Origin of the sequence: Novosphingobium guangzhouense (genome assembly GCF_002896965.1) — a bacterium.
GTDB classification, from domain to species: domain Bacteria; phylum Pseudomonadota; class Alphaproteobacteria; order Sphingomonadales; family Sphingomonadaceae; genus Novosphingobium; species Novosphingobium guangzhouense.
Genome location: NZ_LYMM01000046.1, coordinates 1 through 16,168, shown reverse-complemented (window position 1 = coordinate 16,168; position 16,168 = coordinate 1). Strand labels below are relative to the sequence as shown.

Here is a 16,168-nt window from a genome sequence, read left to right as displayed (position 1 = left end):
GTTCATGCGGGAAAAAAGACGGCTGTGGAATGGATGCCTAAGCCATCGCGCGTGTGGTCGCGGTATCCAACTCTCAGGAATGGGGCGGCGTATTGCCGATCATTCCCTGCCGGGCTTGCTGTCGATACAGGAGGCCCACATCTCATGTGTCAGCTCATCGGCCAGCGCATCCCGGTTGGCGGTGCAGATCCGGCACGTCATGGCGTCAGGGTACGCGGGCAAGGGCTGTGAGAACAAACATCGAACATGCTATGAGCGCATGATAGCGATTCGGAAAAGAAGGATGTGTCGAGATGAAACTGCCCAGCCGTGACGACCTTCGCGTAGATGTCCGCGACGCGCCGGAAAAGCCGGTGCCGTTCGGACAGTGGGTTCTTCAGCAGGTAGAGCGGGGCGGCCTCATCGGTCAGCTGGCGACAATCGCGAAATCGGACAGGGGTTTTCCAAAGGACGGGAATGCGGATGCGGTACGCAAGCGGCTGGGAGATACCGGTGCGGATCCGGAGATGTTCGATGCGGTGGATGACGCCGAAATGGACTGGGCAGCACTATGACGGGCCCGATGACGGACGACGCGCTGATCGCGTTGGCGGAGCACCGCTTTACACAAGCCGATCGCGACGGCGCCACCCCCGACGATGGCCGTCAACTGCGCGACATCTTCCCCGCTGTGCTCCAGCGCTTGCGCGAGAAGGTCGAGATCACCCGCAACCTGGTGATGATCGCGGAAATCGACCTCAATGATGCCGCAGCCGCCGCCCGCCTGCTTGATCGTGCCGGAAGCGCCCCGGCGGACGACCAGCCTCAACTATCGCTGCTCGACCTGTGATGCCGTCGCGCCGTTACCGCGTCCCCACGTTCGACCGGCAGTGCATGAGCGCCGGAGATCTCCCGACCGTGGCAGCGGCATGGATCTATGCCGCCGAATTGGCCGACCAGCTCGGTCCCAGCGCCGCATGTGTCGTCAGCCAGCATATTCAGAGCATGTCAGGCAGCGGCGATTATACGGGGATGGCCAAATGGCTGTCGGTCTTTGACAAGGTGACCATTCTCTTGCGGGCACAGCACGGAGCGCGTCGGCACTGACGCGCCTCAGGAACTCCTCCTGATTGATCCAAGTTGATTTTCCGCAGTTAACGAGGAAGAGCAATGGACATCATCGACAACCTGCGCGCAGCGACGGAAGGCGACGTTAGCGAGGCTCTTGAAAGGGCCGATACCAGACTTCCGATCGAAAGCGTCGTTGATCTGCTGGAAGCGTATAACAGGATCCTGGATCAAAGGCTCGGTTTGCCGGAGCCGACAGAGACTGAAACCAAGAGGATGCCGTGACCCGAGACTCGGATGCCGTTTCCCATCTGCTTTTATCAGCACTGGGGGCGGAACTTGGACGGCGGATTATCGCTTTGCGTAAACGCCTTATCGCATGCAAATTGAGAAGAAGCGCTCACTTGTACACATTTGGGCCGCTGCGGTGGGAAATTAGCCAGTCCCCCCGACAAACTTCATTCGCCCCGCCGCAGCAACCCGAAACGAAACGGCGTGAGAATGATCCATAAGGTGAAGGCTCGGAAGAGGTCGATCAGCCAAACAATCTCGATGCATTCGGATCTGATTGCAAGAATCGATGCGTGGCGGGAGCGCGAGTTCGGACATCCCACCCGACCTGAGGCTATCCGGCGCCTTATTGAGAAGGCGCTTCCCGGCGAATAGCACGTCGCCAGAAAGCTCGAACAGGAGCGAAAACGATTTGGCGCGCCGGTGAGGTCTGGAGCGGCACTTGGAACCGGCGGACAGGGCCGCTCGATCTCGGGCCGTCATCCGAATGCACGCCGGGCCGCAGGGGATGAAATATCGGCCTGAGGCTCAGAAGCACTCGGCACAATCCGTAGCCCCTCCGAAGAAATGTGCGGATCTGGAAACACGGATCTTGCCAGCGCGACTGTCGCCGATAACTTTAGGGCGGCATGGACTGCAATGATCGACGCCGCGCTTGCTGGAAATTGATTGAGGTGCATGAAATGGGAGGGCGGCGATGCAACGCTCGCAGCCGGCGTTAACTAGCCGCCCGTGGGCCCACCTTTATCGATTCCCCCGTCGAGGTACGCGATCAAAGCGTTCGCTCCGTCCTTTAATCGGTCAACTTCGCGTTGTAGCGCAAACAGTTCTTGTGCATAGCTCTCAGCGATGCTGGAGGAAAGCGTCTCGCCACGGTCGGGCAGGTCTTCAAGCACCTCCCTGATCGCCGTGCGTATGTCTTCCTCTGAGATACATTTGAGCAATTGTATCGCCACCTCTCGTAATGCGAGAAGCGCGCCTTCGGTGAGTTCGCGCGGCGGATCGTCGCTGCCGTGGGCAGGCAAAATCTCTTCCAATCGTTCTATGCGCGACCATCAAATGCACAAGCACGCAGCGGCATGGCTGCATAGCACATTGCGATCGAACCACGAACCTGTCGTGTTTGCTGACGGGATCGAGCGCGCTCAGCTTCGGCGAAGTCTGCCCAGCAGGCCCGAGGTCGGAGGCCGTGCGTGCTCGACCTCCTCCGCGATCGATGCAAGCTCATCGCGATAACCTGCGATCCGATCCGCCCCAAGGCGTGGATCGAGGTCATCAGCCTGCTTGGCCAAGGAGCGCATGAGTTGATCGTAATCAGCAGTCGGCAGCCGGCCCAATGCGCGGGCGAGAACATCATGCAGCGCATAATGAGCCCCCTCGGCCCTTAGAAGTGCTTTCTCTATTTCCTTAATCCGGTCGTCGTCCTTCCACGACATATCTCCCACGCCTCCGAGCTTGAGTCCGAACTGCGAATGCGGCCAAGCCGTGTATCTGGACCGAAACCAGCGTTAGTCCAGTTAAGTTTCTGATAAATCTATCGCCCGGAGAATTTTGCGCTCGACTCCCCAACGGTTCGCCACTGGTTCTCGCGCTATTCGGAATGCCTGCTCTCCCAGGTATTCCAGACCGCTCCGTGCAATGCCACGCAGACCATCACATAAAGCGCGGCGAAACGGCTCCATGCCCCGATGAGCAGGACGCGTGGCTCGCAGTTTGCGCTTACCCATGTGCAACTGGCCGGGGTGCTTGGTGTTGGCCGATCGTTCGTGACGCGCGTGATCTCCCGGTTGCGTGTGCCCGGAACGATAGAGGTGCGCCGGGGTGTCTTCATCGTGAAAGATGAGCAAATTCTGCGGGAGACGGGGGCGATTGCGCGACGACAACCGAGGACCATTTCGATTTCGTCCTGCATGACATCTACCCGCAGCAGTGATGCGAATGATTGGTCGGATTGCCGAATGACGAACATGCGCCGCGATCTGTTTCGGCGCTCTGTGAATAAGCGGAACGCGACCGCGCGCAGTTAGTTAGACTGGCATGAAGACGCTATCCATCATCTGCGCCTCCTCACTCGCATTGCTCGTGGCCGGGTGTGACGGACCCAAGGAAAAGGCTGGGGCCCAAAAAGACGAGGCCGCTGCCAAAGCAGCAGGGCGTGAGTACAAGGGTGGCGGGCCTGCGGAAAAGGCAGGAGCCGCAGCCGATCGAATTGACCGTGCTCAGGAAAAAATGCGCGCTTCGCATGCCGATGCCCTCAAGGATCAGGGCCGACTGCTAGAAGCGCAGGCAGATGCGGAAGCTGACAAGCTGGAAGCGAAGGCAAAGGAAATCCGCCAAGCTGCGAGTGAAAAGGCGAATGAGCTTGGTCGCCAGGCGTCCGCCCTCGAACAGCAATGATTCTGATCGCTCCGATAGGGCGGAGAGTGTTGGTGTTCCGCGATATTGGAAACCGCTTGCGCACTTTGCTTCATCACTGCCTGAGGCGGCGATCACTCAGGTACCCTGCCGACTTTTGACCCGATTGATGCCGTCGCACACACCCCGCACGGCTCAAGTGCCGCATACAACGGCGGCACTTATGGTCCGATCATCAATCCTGCTGTTGCCTTTGCACTTCCGACGACACCGGGAATGCCCGCGCCGGGATGGGTGCCTGCGCCCACGAGGAAGAGATTGCCGAAATGATCGTCGCGGTTGTGGGCGCGGAACCACGCGCTTTGCGTCAGTGTCGGCTCCAGACTGAAAGCGCTGCCCAGATGAGCGCCCAGATCGCTTTCAAAGTCGCGGGGCGTATAGTGAAAGCAGACCTCGAGGCGATCGTCGATGTCCGGGATCAGCGTGGCGCGGATGCGCTCGATGACGATCTTCCGGTAGCGATCTCCTTCTGTGGCCCAATCGATCGGTGCGGCACCCAGGTGGGGGACGGGGGCCAGCGCATAAAACGCCGATCTACCAGCCGGGGCGACACTCGCATCGCTGGCGCCGGGATTGTGCAAGTAGATCGAAGGGTCTTCGGGCAGGCGGCCGTGCGTGTAAATATCGTCAAGCAACGGCCCATAGCGATCCGAAAACAGGATCGAATGATGGGCAATCCGCGGGAACGTACCCTTCAAGCCAAGGTGCACCACAAACAGGCTGGGTGAAAAGCGCTTGGACTTCAGCGAGCGCAATTTGCGAGCGGCATAGCGGGAACCGGTGATCGTCGCATAAGTGCTCACGACATCCCCGTTGCTGGCGATCTGGTCGGCACTGAAACGGCGCCCGGACTGGGTGACCACGCCCGTTACCCGGCTGTCCTCGTACGTGATTGTCTGGACCTTTTCGTTCAGCACCAGCCTCCCGCCCAGACGTTCGAACAGCCCCGCCATCCCGTCGATGAGCGCATTCGTGCCGCCTGCTGCGCACCAGACCCCGCCCAGCTTTTCAAGATGGTGAATGAGGGCATAAATGCTGCTCGTCTTCATGGGATTGCCGCCGACCAGCAATGTGTGGAATGACAGCACCTGCCTCAACTTCTCGTTTCGCACGAAAGAGGCAACCGTTGCATACACCGATTGCCAGGCTTTGTGCCGGGCCAATGCGGGCGCCGCTTTCAGCATGCTCCTGAAGTCGAGGAACGGGACGGCGCCAAGCTTCACGTATCCTTCCTGATAGACCGCGCGGGAATAGGCCAGAAAACGTTTGTAGCCCTCGACATCCCGCGGATCGAGCTTGCCGATTTCTGCTTTCAGTAGGGCATCGTCGTTCGAGTAATCGAACTGCGTCCCATCGTTCCAGACAAGGCGATAGAACGGGTCGACCGTCCGCAAGATCACATCATCGGCCATTCGGCTCCTCGACAGTGCCCAGAGTTCTTCCAGGCAAGCCGGGTCGGTTATCACAGTAGGACCGGCATCGAAGGTGTACCCTTCCCGCTTCCAGCAATAGGCGCGGCCGCCAGGGCGGTCGCGCGCTTCGAGCACTGTCGTGTCGATGCCCGCGCTCTGCAGACGGATCGCGAGTGCCAATCCGCCGAAGCCTGACCCGATGACAATAGCGCAGGATCTGGAAGGCATGAAAATGTCGCCATTCTTGGAGGGCCGGATGATTCCATGTCGTACCGGATGTTCCCCATAGCACTACCTGTCCAAAGGGGAGGGTGGAAATCCGGGCAAAAAGACGAAACAGTGCCAGTGAGTTAGGATAATACGAAAATGGTTTCAAAAAGCCTGTATCTCGATCAAAGACACGCGGCTGGGTGCAAGTCGGTGCTGCTGGCCAATCCGCGTGGCTTCTGTGCAGGTGTGCGGCGGGCTATAGCCGCCGTCGAAGACGCATTGGCCGCCCATGGCGCCCCGGTCTACGTTCGCCGCGCAATCGTGCACAATCGCCGGGTAGTCGCGCGTCTCGAGCGCCTTGGGGCAGTCTTCGTTCAGGATGTGAGCGAAATACCGCAAGGCGCAGTTACCATCCTCTCCGCCCATGGCAGCGCAACTGCTGTGAAAGACGCGGCTCGGCGGGGCAAGCTGCGGGTTGTCGATGCGATATGTCCGCTTGTAGCCAAGGTGCATGCCGAAGTAGTCCAGTGGCATCTGCAGGGCCGACATGTCGTACTCGTCGGACACGTCGATCACCCGGAGATCATTGGGACAATTGGGCAGGTCCCCCGCGCAAGTATTTCGGTGGTCGGCACCGTGACGGACGTCAATGCCTTGTTACTTCCTGACGACACGCCGGTTGCTTATGCGGTTCAGACCACGTTCTCCGTCGGCGAGGCAGACAGCATGATCAAGGCCATAAAGACCCGATTTCCGCACTGCGCGGGGCCTCGCACAAGCGACATCTGTTATGCAACGACCAACCGCCAGGCCGCTGTCGTCGAGATAGCTGCGCAATGCGATGTGGTGGTGATCGTTGGCGATCCGATGTCATCGAATGCGCGCCGGCTCGTCGAGACCGCGATTGCTGCCGGATGCCCTCAGGGCCTGTTGGTCGAAGGCGCCGACGATCTGGCATCGCGTTTCCCCGCTGCCGCCATGAGGGTTGGTCTCAGCGCGGCAGCATCGGCTCCTGACGAGGTGATCGAGGAAGTATGCGCCTGGCTGCGTGAACACGGGTTCGGTTTCAGCGAGGTGGCCGGAACGGAGGAAGGCATGAGATTTCGACCGGTGCCGGTTACACTTCCGGGCCGCGAGCGATCCGATGCCGCGGCGATCCTGGCAGACATCCGCCGGGATGTTGACGAGGCCATTCTCGAGGCGATCGGCGATATGCCCGCGCGAAGTCTGCGTCTTGCCGATGCCATGCGCTACGCAGCGACCTCAGGAGGCAAGCGGTTTCGCGCCGCTCTCACCGTTACGGTGACGCAGATGCTGGGCGGGACCAGAAGCATGGCGTTGCGCGCTGCGGCAGCCATCGAATGCGTCCACGCCCAGTCTCTCGTTCATGACGATCTCCCCTGCATGGACAACGACGACCTGCGGCGCGGAAGGCCAACGGCGCACCGCCAATTCGACGAAGCCACTGCTCTGCTCGCCGGGGATGCACTGCTCGCGCTTGCGTTCGACATACTGGCGGATCCCCGTACGCATCACCATGCGGGCGTGCGTGCTGAACTGGTGCTGCGCCTTGCTCGAAGCGTGGGTCAGGACGGGCTTGCCGGCGGCCAGATGATGGACCTTTACCCGAGCGAGATAATTTCCTCGGCGGAATTGATCGCCTGTCTGGCCGGCAAGACCGGGTCACTCATACGCTATGCCGTCGAAGCGGGCATTCTTCTGGGTCACGCCGATGACCAATGCAACGCAGGACTGTTATCCTTCGCGCAAGACCTCGGTCTGCTGTTTCAGTTGCAGGACGACCTGCTGGACGCGGTCGGCGATGAGCGGGTGGTCGGCAAGGCCTTGGGCAAGGACGCCGCAAAAAACCGAAAGAATGCTGTCTCGGTTCTTGGTGCCGAGGGGGCGGCGCAGGAGGCGCAGCGTCTTCTCGCGTCCTGCGCTAAGGCCCTGGAACCCTTTGGTGACAGAGCCGCTTGCCTGCTAGAACTGGCACGCTTCGCGGCTCGGCGCACGCTTTAGAGACCGGCTTCGATCGCGATCCGGATCGCCTCCGCCACTGTGCGGACGTCCAGTGCGCGCAGGAGCGCGGCGCGGTGCATCTTGATGGTCCGCTCGGTCACGCCCAGCTCGAAGGCAATCTGCTTGTTCAAGCGTCCCTGTGCCAGTGCCTGGACTATCTGGAGCTGACGCCGGCTCAGACCCTCGATCCGCGCCCGTGCTTGCTGGTGGCGACTGGGCTGCCTTTCGTCTATGGCCATTTGCGAGCCGAGGAAGAACTCGATCTCCCCGTCGCCGTTGAATAACGGGGCGACCATTACGGCGTTTCGAAACGCCGTGCCGTCCTTGCGATAATTGATGAGCTCGACCATCGCCGGACGGACTTGCGCGATTGCATCGCGCAGCATCGCGGCCTGGTCTTCTTCGGTCCGCATGCCGCGCAGGAACCGGCAGTTGCGACCCATCACGTCCGTCCTGGAATATCCTGTCAGCTCGAGGAACGCCTCGTTGCAGGCGACGATCGGATTGTCTGCCAGGCAAGGGTCACTCACCACGGCTGCAACCCGGCTATTCGCTATCAATGCGTTCGGATCCAAGGTCTTTAGCACTGTGCTTCCCTTCCCGTTAGGCCATATCGCAGAGAGCGGAAGAGATGCCTAGAACGTTTCTCTAACGTCCGCATGCGCTCGGCTGGCGGCCAACCTTTCGAGAGAACGCCATGAAGGTTATGTCTGCGCGGTTTGCGCCGGATCATCAGCACGATGATAAGAGGCAAACCACTCTTGAGCTTACAGAAAAATCTGTCGGTAATGCTTTGCGCAGGTTCCGGCACCTCGAGATGATGACCACCAGGGCGCCTGCGTGGTATCTGGATAATGTCGGCAGGCGCGGGCAAATGCCCAATGAGGCACAGGTGCGCAGCAGATGAGCCGCGGCGTGCGCCGGCGGATCGGCATCGTTGGGGCAGGCATTGCAGGGCTTGCTTGTGCCGAGCAACTGCGCGGGATTGGCGATATCGTGCTATTTGACAAAGGGCGGCGCCCCGGCGGGCGTCTGGCCACCGTGACAATCGGGAACGCTTCCTGGGACTTGGGGGCACCGTCGTTTACAGCGCGCGATCCGCGCTTTCGTGCCGAGGTCATGCGCTGGCGCGAGGCCGGTTGGGTTGCACGTTGGGATGACGGTCCGCGCAACGCGCTGGTAGGCATCCCGTCAATGGCAAGCCTCGTTGCCGAACAGAGCAGAGGGCTCAACGTTAGGTTCGGGTTTTCCGTCCAATCACTTGTCACGACCGACGGTGGATGGGTGATAGAGGGGGAACGCTGTCAGGCAGGTCCCTTTGATGGTGTGGTGGTCGCCGTACCGGCCGAGCAGGCTGCGCCGCTGCTTGCCCTGCACGATCTGAAGGCCGCGCGCCATGCCGCCTCCGTACGATCTTTTCCCTGCTGGGCGGTCATGGTCGAATTTTGCCGCCCCCTGAAGCCATCCGGGCATCTCGCGACGGATGCCGGGATCTTCTCCGTGATTGCGAACAACCGTTCCAAGCCGGGCCGAGGTGAGGCAGAATGCTGGGTCCTGCACGCCAGCGCGCAATGGTCCCAAAAGCATCTAGAGAGTTCGGCGGACAACGTCGCAATCCAGCTGCTTGCGGAACTTGCTGAAACGATCGGTACTGATCTCCCGGCCCATACGTTTATCAAGGCTCACAGGTGGCGGTTCTCAAGGCCCTGCGGTCAGTCGGACCAGGTCATCTGGAATTCTTCCTTGGGATTGGGTGCATGCGGAGACTGGTGCACCGAACCCACTGTCGAGGGAGCATGGCTATCGGGCATCCAACTTGCCGAAAGGATGCGGGCAACCTTGATGGATTGGGAAGCTCCGGATCTGGTGGAGGACTTGAGGGATGCAGGATGAGGCAGCTGGACAAGGCATCACGGGCGGGACGGCGGCGGTATTCGGGGCCAGTGGGGCTATCGGCGCAGCGGCGGCAGCAAGGCTGGCCGGAAGCGGGCGTTTCGCTACGGTGATGGCCGGATCGCGCGGTGGCGCGGGGCTCCCGTCCGGATGCACGCCATTCCGCTTCGACCTCAACGACGACGCGTCAATTGCTGCGGCTGCCGCAGAGCTAGCGCCGCCGCTTGGCCTGGTATTGGTTTGTACGGGTTTGTTGCACGACCAGGCATCGGCCATTGTCCCTGAAAAAACAGTGCGGGCACTCGATGCCGAAGCGCTTGCGCGACTTTACGCGGTGAATGCGATCGGTCCTGCACTCATCGCCAAACACGTGCTGCCGCGGCTGCCACGGCAGGGGCGCTGCGTCTTCGCCGTGCTTTCGGCGAAAGTCGGCTCCATCGGGGACAACCGGCTGGGCGGATGGCACGGCTATCGGGCGAGCAAGGCGGCATTGAACATGATGATACGCAATTTCGCGATAGAAATGGCGCGCACCCATCCTGAGGTCATTGTCGCCGCACTGCATCCCGGCACAGTCAAAAGCAGGCTATCCGCGCCATTCGAACGCGGTGTGCCGCCAGGACAGCTTTTCACACCGGATTATGCGGCCGAGCGCCTGCTCAACGTCGTCGACCGCCTGGAAAAAGCCGACAGCGGCGGTCTCTTCGCCTGGGATGGCACGCGTCTGCCGGACTAGGGCGGAAACCTTTCCGGAATGGCCCAAAATGCGCACCAGATCGGAAGCTAGCGCATGTTTTACAGCGACTGAGGCTACACCTTCACGGCGCTTGCGTGTGGGCCCGAGATCGAGCGCAAGCGAAAAAGGGGCCCGAGCGGATAGCGGGAGCGAGAAGGGGGAAGGATGAGGGTGTCCGGCAGCGCGTGCATTGCGAGGCTGGTCGGGCAGCACCACCTCCTGTTCCAGGACGGACTTTAATGAAAACTCTCGTGCCTGTGCTTGGCGACCAGCTTTCCTTCGACTTGTCCTCGCTTGCCGGACTTAAACAGAGCCAAACCGTTCTTCTGATGATGGAAGTGGCACAGGAGACGACATATGTGCGCCATCACAAGAAAAAGATCGCCTACATCCTGTCCGCCATGCGCCAGCATGCCAAAGCGCTCTCCAAGGCCGGCTGGACACTCGATTATATTCATCTTGAAGATCCTGAAAACAGCGGCAGCTTCACTGGAGAGGTTGCCAGGGCGATCAATCGCCATCGTCCCGATCGGGTGATCGTTACCGAAGCGGGTGAGTGGCGCGTCGCGGCCATGCTCGAAAGCTGGGAGACCCTTTTCGGATTGCCCGTCGAAGTCCGGTCGGACACCCGATTTCTGTGCACGCATTCCGAGTTCGAGGAATGGGCTGACGGACGGCGCGAGCTGACCATGGAGTTCTTCTATCGGGCCATGCGGCGCAAGACCGGTTTGCTGCTCGACGAGGGCAAGCCTGCCGGAGGGCGGTGGAACTATGACAAGGACAACCGAAAGCCCGCAGACGCCGACCTGTTCATGACGCGGCCCTTGCGCTTTAAGCCGGATTCCATCACCCGCGAAGTCCTCGCCCTCGTCGCGGAGCGGTTCCCAGACCATCCGGGATCGCTGGACGATTTCGATTACGCTGTCACCGCTGCCGATGCTCGGCGGCAGGCAGACCACTTTTCGAATGCGCCCTTCCTGATTTCGGCCGTTACGAAGATGCGATGCTGATCGGCCAGCCGTTTTTATGGCATTCGATACTTTCCTACATCAATTCGGGGCTGCTCGATCCGCTTTATCTGTGCCGCCGCGCCGAAGCGGAGTACCGGGCGGGCCGCGCGCCTATCAACTCCGTGGAAGGCTACATCCGGCAAATCCTGGGATGGCGCGAATACGTGCGCGGGATTTACTGGCGCGAGGGGCCCCGATACGTGGCACGCAATTTCCTCAATCACCACGGGCCTTTGCCCGCGTGGTTCTGGACTGGCGAAACCGACATGCGATGCCTGCGCGAGGCAATTGGGCAGACCCTGTCCACAGGGCATGCGCACCAAATTCAAAGGCTCATGATCATCGGCAATTTTGCGCTGCTCATCGGCGCCGATCCCCGGCATGTCCACGATGGTATCTTGAGGTCTATGTCGATGCCTATGAATGGGTCGAACTGCCCAATACGCTCGGCATGAGCCAGTTCGGCGACGGTGGTCTGCCAGGCTCGAAGCCCTATGTATCGTCCGGTTCCTACATCAACCGCATGTCGGATTATTGCAGTGCATGCGCATACTCGGTGCAGGTGCGGGTCGGCGACAAGGCTTGCCCTTTCAATGCGCTTTACTGGGATTTCCTCGCTCGGCACCGTGACAGGCTCAAGGGCAATCACCGCCTGACAATGCTCTATCGCACTTGGGATAGCCAGAGCAGCGAGGATCAGGCGGCCGTCTTGACGCAGGCACAAAAGCTCCTTCGTCAGATCGTATAGCATGGCCGGGAATGCGGTACGTGGATAGGTCGCGATCATTGCCCTTGGAAAATCACGCCCGCGTCGCGGCGTTTGCGCCATATCCGCAGAACCCTTTTCGGCTTTGGCATAAGAAGACCGGTAATACGTAATTGCGGAGCGGGGATGGGATCAGGCCTGCGAAAGCGCAATTCGAAAGGCCCATCGCCCAGTATCGGCTGCGCCTCGTCAAACCGATGTTTCGCGTATCAGCATCTCCCGGACTTTCGTAGCCAGCGTGTCGGCTGCGAAAGGCTTGGTCAGCATGCCCATGCCCTCGTCGAGAAAGCCCGATCTTGTCGTGGCGTTGGGCGCATAGCCTGTGATGAAAAGCACGTTGAGCCCGGGCCGGGTCTCACGGGCGATCTCCGCAAGCTGGCGGCCGTTCATGCCGGGCAGGCCCACGTCCGTAACCAGAAGATCGATGCGCTCGTCAGATTGCAGCAGAGGGATCGCGGCCGCTGCGTCAGGTAGCTCGAGCGCATTGTATTGCAGATCCTTGAGCACCTCGGTGATGATAAGCCGCACCGACGGATCGTCCTCGACCACCATCACCGTCTCGCCAAGACCCATAGGATACTCAGGCGATCCGCGTTGCACGGTTTCCGTCTCGCCGTGGGCTCGCGGAACGAACAGCTTGACCGTGGTTCCAAGGCCCAGCTCGCTGTAGATGCGCACGTGTCCACCGGACTGGCGCGTGAACCCATAGATCATCGAAAGCCCGAGCCCTGTACCCTGACCGACCGGTTTGGTCGTGAAAAAAGGTTCAAAGACCTTTTCGACGATCGATGGCGACATGCCAATGCCAGTGTCGCTAACGCTCAGGACCACGTACTCGCCGGGTTGAAGATCGGGATAGGCGCGGGTGTATCGCTCGTCCAGATGGATATTGTCGGTCTCGATGATCAGCTTGCCGCCATCGGGCATCGCATCACGGGCGTTGATGCACAAGTTGAGCAGCGCGCTTTCAAGCTGATTCGTATCGGTGGACGCTGGCCACAGATCCGCCTTGAAATGGGTCTCCAGCGCCGTCTGCTCGCCCAGAGTACGTTCAAGCAAGTCGCTCATCCCGCACACCAGGGTGTTGATGTCGGTTACTCGCAGGTCGAGCGACTGGCGCCTGCCGAATGCCAGCAAGCGCGCTGTCAATGCGGCGGCGCGCTGAGCGGACGCATTGCCGGCATCGATGTAGCGATCGACCCGGTCGAGCCGGCCTGCCGCTATGTTGCGCTGAATAAGGTCGAGGCTGCCGATGATCCCGGTAAGCATGTTGTTGAAATCGTGCGCAATGCCGCCGGTCAGTTGCCCGATGGCCTCCATCTTCTGGCTCTGGCGCAAGGCCTCCTGCGCGGTTTCCAGTTCGGCTTCGCGCGCCTTGGCATCGGTGAGATCACGGCCCACCGCCACGAAGTTGATGCCGTCAGGTTCGGGCGCGACGATCCATTCGATGGTTTTCCAGCCACCGTCGTGCGCGGCGATGCGGTTCTCGAAGCGCACGGGTTCACGCGAGAGCGCCATCTGGCCGATCACATCGAGCGAACCCGGCCTGTCCTCGGGATGCATGAGGCTGGCGTAACCGCGCGTGAGCAGATCGTTCTCGCTCCAGCCCAGAACACGCGTCCACGCCGGATTGACGGCCGACATCATTCCGGCGAAATCGGCGCGCGCAAGCATGTCCTGCGACAGATCCCACAGCCGATCGCGCTCCGCGCGCGCCCGCTCGATCGCCGCCTTCACCCGTTCTGCGACTTCCTGGACGAGCATCTGCTCGGCCTCGTTCCATACGCGCGGCGTGGCGTTCTGGACTGCAAGCAGGCCGACCCACTGCTCCTCCTCGAACAGGACAACATCAATGAAGGCGCCTACCTCCCGGGCGGACAGGCCGTCCCGGGCCGCAGCGCTCAGGCGTTCATCGGCGGGGATGTCGTAAACCACCACGGGGGCGCCGTTACGGTAAGCAGCGAGGAGGTCGGGACCAAATGATGCCAGCGAATGCACTCCCGCGATCGAGCCGACGCTGCGCGCATAATCGCGCTCGACCGTCATCATGCCGGTACTGGTTATCTCGGCATAGAAGACGCGGCTGGCGTCGAGCAGTTCCCCGATACGGGCCGCGGCGAGGCTGGTGATCTCGGCCGGCGTCCTGAGCGAGCGCAGGTCGTCCGAAAGGGCAAGCAGAAATGCGCTGCGTCGCTGCGCCGCAACCCGCTCGGTCGTTTCCGAAAGAATGCAGATGACGCCTGCGGGATTACCCTCGGCATCACACACCGCGGAGTAATCCAGATCCATCCACACCTGCTCCGGGGCCCCATTGCGCAGCAGGGTCATTTCCTGATCGTGATAGTTCGGCGTCTCGCCCGAGAGGACCGCTTTGATCACCGTGTCGTTGAACGCGGCGACCTCCGGCCAGCTTTCGCGAACGTATGAGCCTAACGATTCAGGATGTCTGCTTCCCGCGAAATTCGAGTAGGCATCGTTGTAGAGCATGACGCCGCCTTGCCCCCACATCAAAACCATGGGAAGGCGGGAGCGCAGCACCAGCGATAGCGCGCTGGTGAGGCACTGCGGCCATTGGTCGATCGGCCCGAGCGGTGTGGCCGACCAGTCCTGCCTTTCGATGAGCTGCGCGCACGCACCGCCTCCGCGCAGGAAGAGCAGGGCACCCGAAGCAGGCGAGAAGTCAAAAATCGGTACTGAGGACATGCATCGGGACCTTGAAAGCCGCTTTCGAATCGTCGGTATGACAAGGGGGCGCGCGCTTGGTTATCGCCGTTGCCATAGCCGAAGCCGCTTTGTTCTGGAAACTCGGAACTCTGAGGGTGAGGCAAAGAGTTGCTATTGCGCAGCGGCCTCGGAGTTTCGGGGGAATGTAGAAAGCGATCCTGAAGCGACCGCTTCATCAGGCTTTTTCATTACGCGGCGAGCGGCGCATTTTCCGGCGATTGTCGGCGCGTGGTATCATCGCGTTATGTCAGCACGTGCGCCGCGTTGTCGCTTGCAGCCCACAGGACCGGCAGAGGGCGGTGTGAGCAGGGCATATGCGATAGACGCGCTTCCCCCTTCATCACCGCGCTTGGTTTCGAGATCAATGGCGGGCCAGCCACTGCCGAGCAGCGAATTCCTGGGCTCGCGGGCGGATCACCGCGAGATCCGCCTACGTAGACGAGAGGGTTCATGTGTCGCGCGGCTTCGTAGAACTAAGATGGCCTGAAAGTCGGCACGGTGTAAATTGCGCGTTGGTTCGGCGTGCCTCCTGGGAGATGGTTCCCTGTCGACGACGTCTGACAGACGAGCTTAGACTACCGTGAATTGTAAGGGGCGGGCTATACGGCGAACAGCAGCCTCGATTTCTCGCTCTGGCACGTCATATCCGTGTTGCGCGTATCGCCGGGCGATGCTCAGAGCGCTGCGTATTGCCAGAGGCTGACCGATTTCGGCCATGTCCATTCGGATTCTGGTTTCCAGACGTTCCAACTCCGTCACCGGTTCGATCCTTCGCGCATGGCCGTATATCCTGTACCTCATGCTCAACCGGAAAGTCTGAAGTTTGATCCCGAGAATATCGTCGCCACTTCGCCTAAAGCGCTGGTTGTCGCCGCATCGTTGTCAGCCCGCTTTAACAAGTCGAGACGATAACGAAGCGTTCAACCCCTAAATGCTCCAACCTTAAGCACTCAAGGACCGGAAGGTGACTATCGCCTCAACAGGCTCCGCATTGCTTCACAACATTGCTTGGCAGGCGCCAGCAAAGGAATCTACCGAGGTTCGCCTAGGAGGCAGTCGCACGAGGCTGCTCCATGCGGCCCGTATGGCAATGAGTAGCCGCTATTGAACCGCAGGCATCGGGTTCCCACGTCAGGCCGGAAAGATGATTGGAAATCTATATGGCCGGAGGATGGTCGCGCGATGGCGCGGTGCAGGATCAGATCGACGATACCGTGAGTGACGCCGTCCGCAGTGCCCGTGCGCGCATGCCAGCCGGCGAGGGGCTAGAACATTGTGAAGACTGCGGGGAAAAAATCCCCCCTCGTCGGCGCAAAGCACTGCCAGGTGTACGCACGTGCGTCACTTGCCAAGGGCAGCGGGATAAAGCCATCGTCCATACCCACATCAACCGGAGAGGCAGCAAAGATAGCCAGTTGCGGTGAAGGGACCCCGTGTGTGGGCTCACGTTTGCAACTCTGCAGCTTGTCCTCAAGGCCCGCTCTAGAGCGGTCAGGGTCCGGTAGTAAGCTCCAGTTGATTAGAGCGGTTTTCGATCATTCTGGTTCGTAGCCACATGATTTGAAGTAGTTGGCGCATTCCTGAGGCTGGAAGATATCGACGAGTTTGCCGATCAAGCTCCACAGGCCGCTGACCGTTCGCT

The 16,168-nt window shown here is 60.6% G+C and carries 15 protein-coding genes and 2 pseudogenes; 11 read left to right on the top strand and 6 right to left on the bottom strand.

The window, feature by feature from the left end; translation table 11 throughout:
- The first annotated feature begins 293 nt into the window (after nt 1-293).
- The 4 genes from A8V01_RS17105 (at nt 294) to A8V01_RS17090 (ending at nt 1,332) form a co-directional block, all read left to right on the top strand.
- A complete protein-coding gene (locus A8V01_RS17105; RefSeq protein WP_103097226.1) occupies nt 294-554 on the top strand; it encodes a hypothetical protein in 261 nt (86 codons plus the stop codon).
- A gap of 8 nt (nt 555-562) precedes the next feature.
- Nucleotides 563-829, top strand: a complete 267-nt coding sequence (locus A8V01_RS17100; protein WP_245892669.1) for a hypothetical protein — start codon at nt 563-565, stop codon at nt 827-829.
- 44 nt (nt 830-873) lie between these two features.
- Nucleotides 874-1,086 carry a hypothetical protein gene (locus A8V01_RS17095; RefSeq protein ID WP_146037297.1) on the top strand — a complete coding sequence of 71 codons (213 nt, stop codon included), beginning with the start codon at nt 874-876 and terminating at the stop codon, nt 1,084-1,086.
- Between the two features lie 63 nt (nt 1,087-1,149).
- Nucleotides 1,150-1,332 carry a hypothetical protein gene (locus A8V01_RS17090; RefSeq protein ID WP_103097217.1) on the top strand — a complete coding sequence of 61 codons (183 nt, stop codon included), beginning with the start codon at nt 1,150-1,152 and terminating at the stop codon, nt 1,330-1,332.
- A 728-nt stretch (nt 1,333-2,060) separates the two neighbouring features.
- Here the strand turns inward: A8V01_RS17090 and A8V01_RS17085 are convergent.
- The gene (locus tag A8V01_RS17085) at nt 2,061-2,375 is read right to left on the bottom strand and encodes a hypothetical protein (protein WP_103097214.1); all 315 of its coding nucleotides are present in this window, start codon (nt 2,373-2,375) and stop codon (nt 2,061-2,063) included.
- A gap of 108 nt (nt 2,376-2,483) precedes the next feature.
- A complete protein-coding gene (locus A8V01_RS17080; protein ID WP_103097212.1) occupies nt 2,484-2,774 on the bottom strand; it encodes a hypothetical protein in 291 nt (96 codons plus the stop codon).
- Between the two features lie 252 nt (nt 2,775-3,026).
- Between A8V01_RS17080 and A8V01_RS29800 the strand changes: the two genes are divergently transcribed.
- Both A8V01_RS29800 and A8V01_RS28260 read left to right on the top strand, forming a co-directional pair.
- Nucleotides 3,027-3,365 (top strand): helix-turn-helix domain-containing protein, encoded by a 339-nt coding sequence (locus A8V01_RS29800; protein ID WP_211295043.1) that lies wholly within the window; start codon nt 3,027-3,029, stop codon nt 3,363-3,365.
- 10 nt (nt 3,366-3,375) lie between these two features.
- On the top strand, nt 3,376-3,735 hold the full coding sequence (locus A8V01_RS28260) for a hypothetical protein (protein WP_146037296.1): 360 nt from the start codon (nt 3,376-3,378) through the stop codon (nt 3,733-3,735).
- Between the two features lie 179 nt (nt 3,736-3,914).
- Here A8V01_RS28260 and A8V01_RS17070 read toward each other — a convergent pair whose 3' ends face one another.
- Complete coding sequence (locus tag A8V01_RS17070) at nt 3,915-5,393, bottom strand: phytoene desaturase (RefSeq protein ID WP_103097210.1); 1,479 nt, start codon at nt 5,391-5,393, stop codon at nt 3,915-3,917.
- 138 nt (nt 5,394-5,531) lie between these two features.
- On the opposite strand from A8V01_RS17070, the gene ispH reads away from it, so the two are divergent.
- A complete protein-coding gene (gene ispH / locus A8V01_RS17065; protein WP_103097208.1) occupies nt 5,532-7,397 on the top strand; it encodes a 4-hydroxy-3-methylbut-2-enyl diphosphate reductase in 1,866 nt (621 codons plus the stop codon).
- On the opposite strand, the gene A8V01_RS17060 is transcribed toward ispH, so the two are convergent.
- Nucleotides 7,394-7,984 (bottom strand): PAS domain-containing protein, encoded by a 591-nt coding sequence (locus A8V01_RS17060; RefSeq protein WP_245892668.1) that lies wholly within the window; start codon nt 7,982-7,984, stop codon nt 7,394-7,396. The two genes, ispH and A8V01_RS17060, sit on opposite strands and share 4 nt — an antisense overlap.
- Before the next feature lie 316 nt (nt 7,985-8,300).
- On the opposite strand from A8V01_RS17060, the gene A8V01_RS17050 reads away from it, so the two are divergent.
- From A8V01_RS17050 to A8V01_RS17040, 3 genes and pseudogenes are all read left to right on the top strand, one after another.
- The gene (locus tag A8V01_RS17050; protein ID WP_103097204.1) at nt 8,301-9,290 is read left to right on the top strand and encodes an NAD(P)/FAD-dependent oxidoreductase; all 990 of its coding nucleotides are present in this window, start codon (nt 8,301-8,303) and stop codon (nt 9,288-9,290) included.
- On the top strand, nt 9,280-10,026 hold the full coding sequence (locus A8V01_RS17045; protein ID WP_103097202.1) for an SDR family NAD(P)-dependent oxidoreductase: 747 nt from the start codon (nt 9,280-9,282) through the stop codon (nt 10,024-10,026). The genes A8V01_RS17050 and A8V01_RS17045 overlap by 11 nt, the downstream gene beginning before the upstream one ends.
- Nucleotides 10,027-10,265: 239 nt before the next feature.
- Nucleotides 10,266-11,784, top strand: a pseudogene (locus tag A8V01_RS17040) (cryptochrome/photolyase family protein).
- 207 nt (nt 11,785-11,991) lie between these two features.
- Here A8V01_RS17040 and A8V01_RS17035 read toward each other — a convergent pair.
- Complete coding sequence (locus A8V01_RS17035; RefSeq protein ID WP_103097200.1) at nt 11,992-14,505, bottom strand: PAS domain S-box protein; 2,514 nt, start codon at nt 14,503-14,505, stop codon at nt 11,992-11,994.
- Between the two features lie 1,181 nt (nt 14,506-15,686).
- Here A8V01_RS17035 and A8V01_RS17025 point away from each other — a divergent pair.
- Nucleotides 15,687-15,950 carry a DksA/TraR family C4-type zinc finger protein gene (locus A8V01_RS17025; protein WP_103097196.1) on the top strand — a complete coding sequence of 88 codons (264 nt, stop codon included), beginning with the start codon at nt 15,687-15,689 and terminating at the stop codon, nt 15,948-15,950.
- 111 nt (nt 15,951-16,061) lie between these two features.
- Here A8V01_RS17025 and A8V01_RS29000 read toward each other — a convergent pair.
- Nucleotides 16,062-16,168: pseudogene (locus A8V01_RS29000) on the bottom strand (IS630 family transposase); the annotation flags it as partial.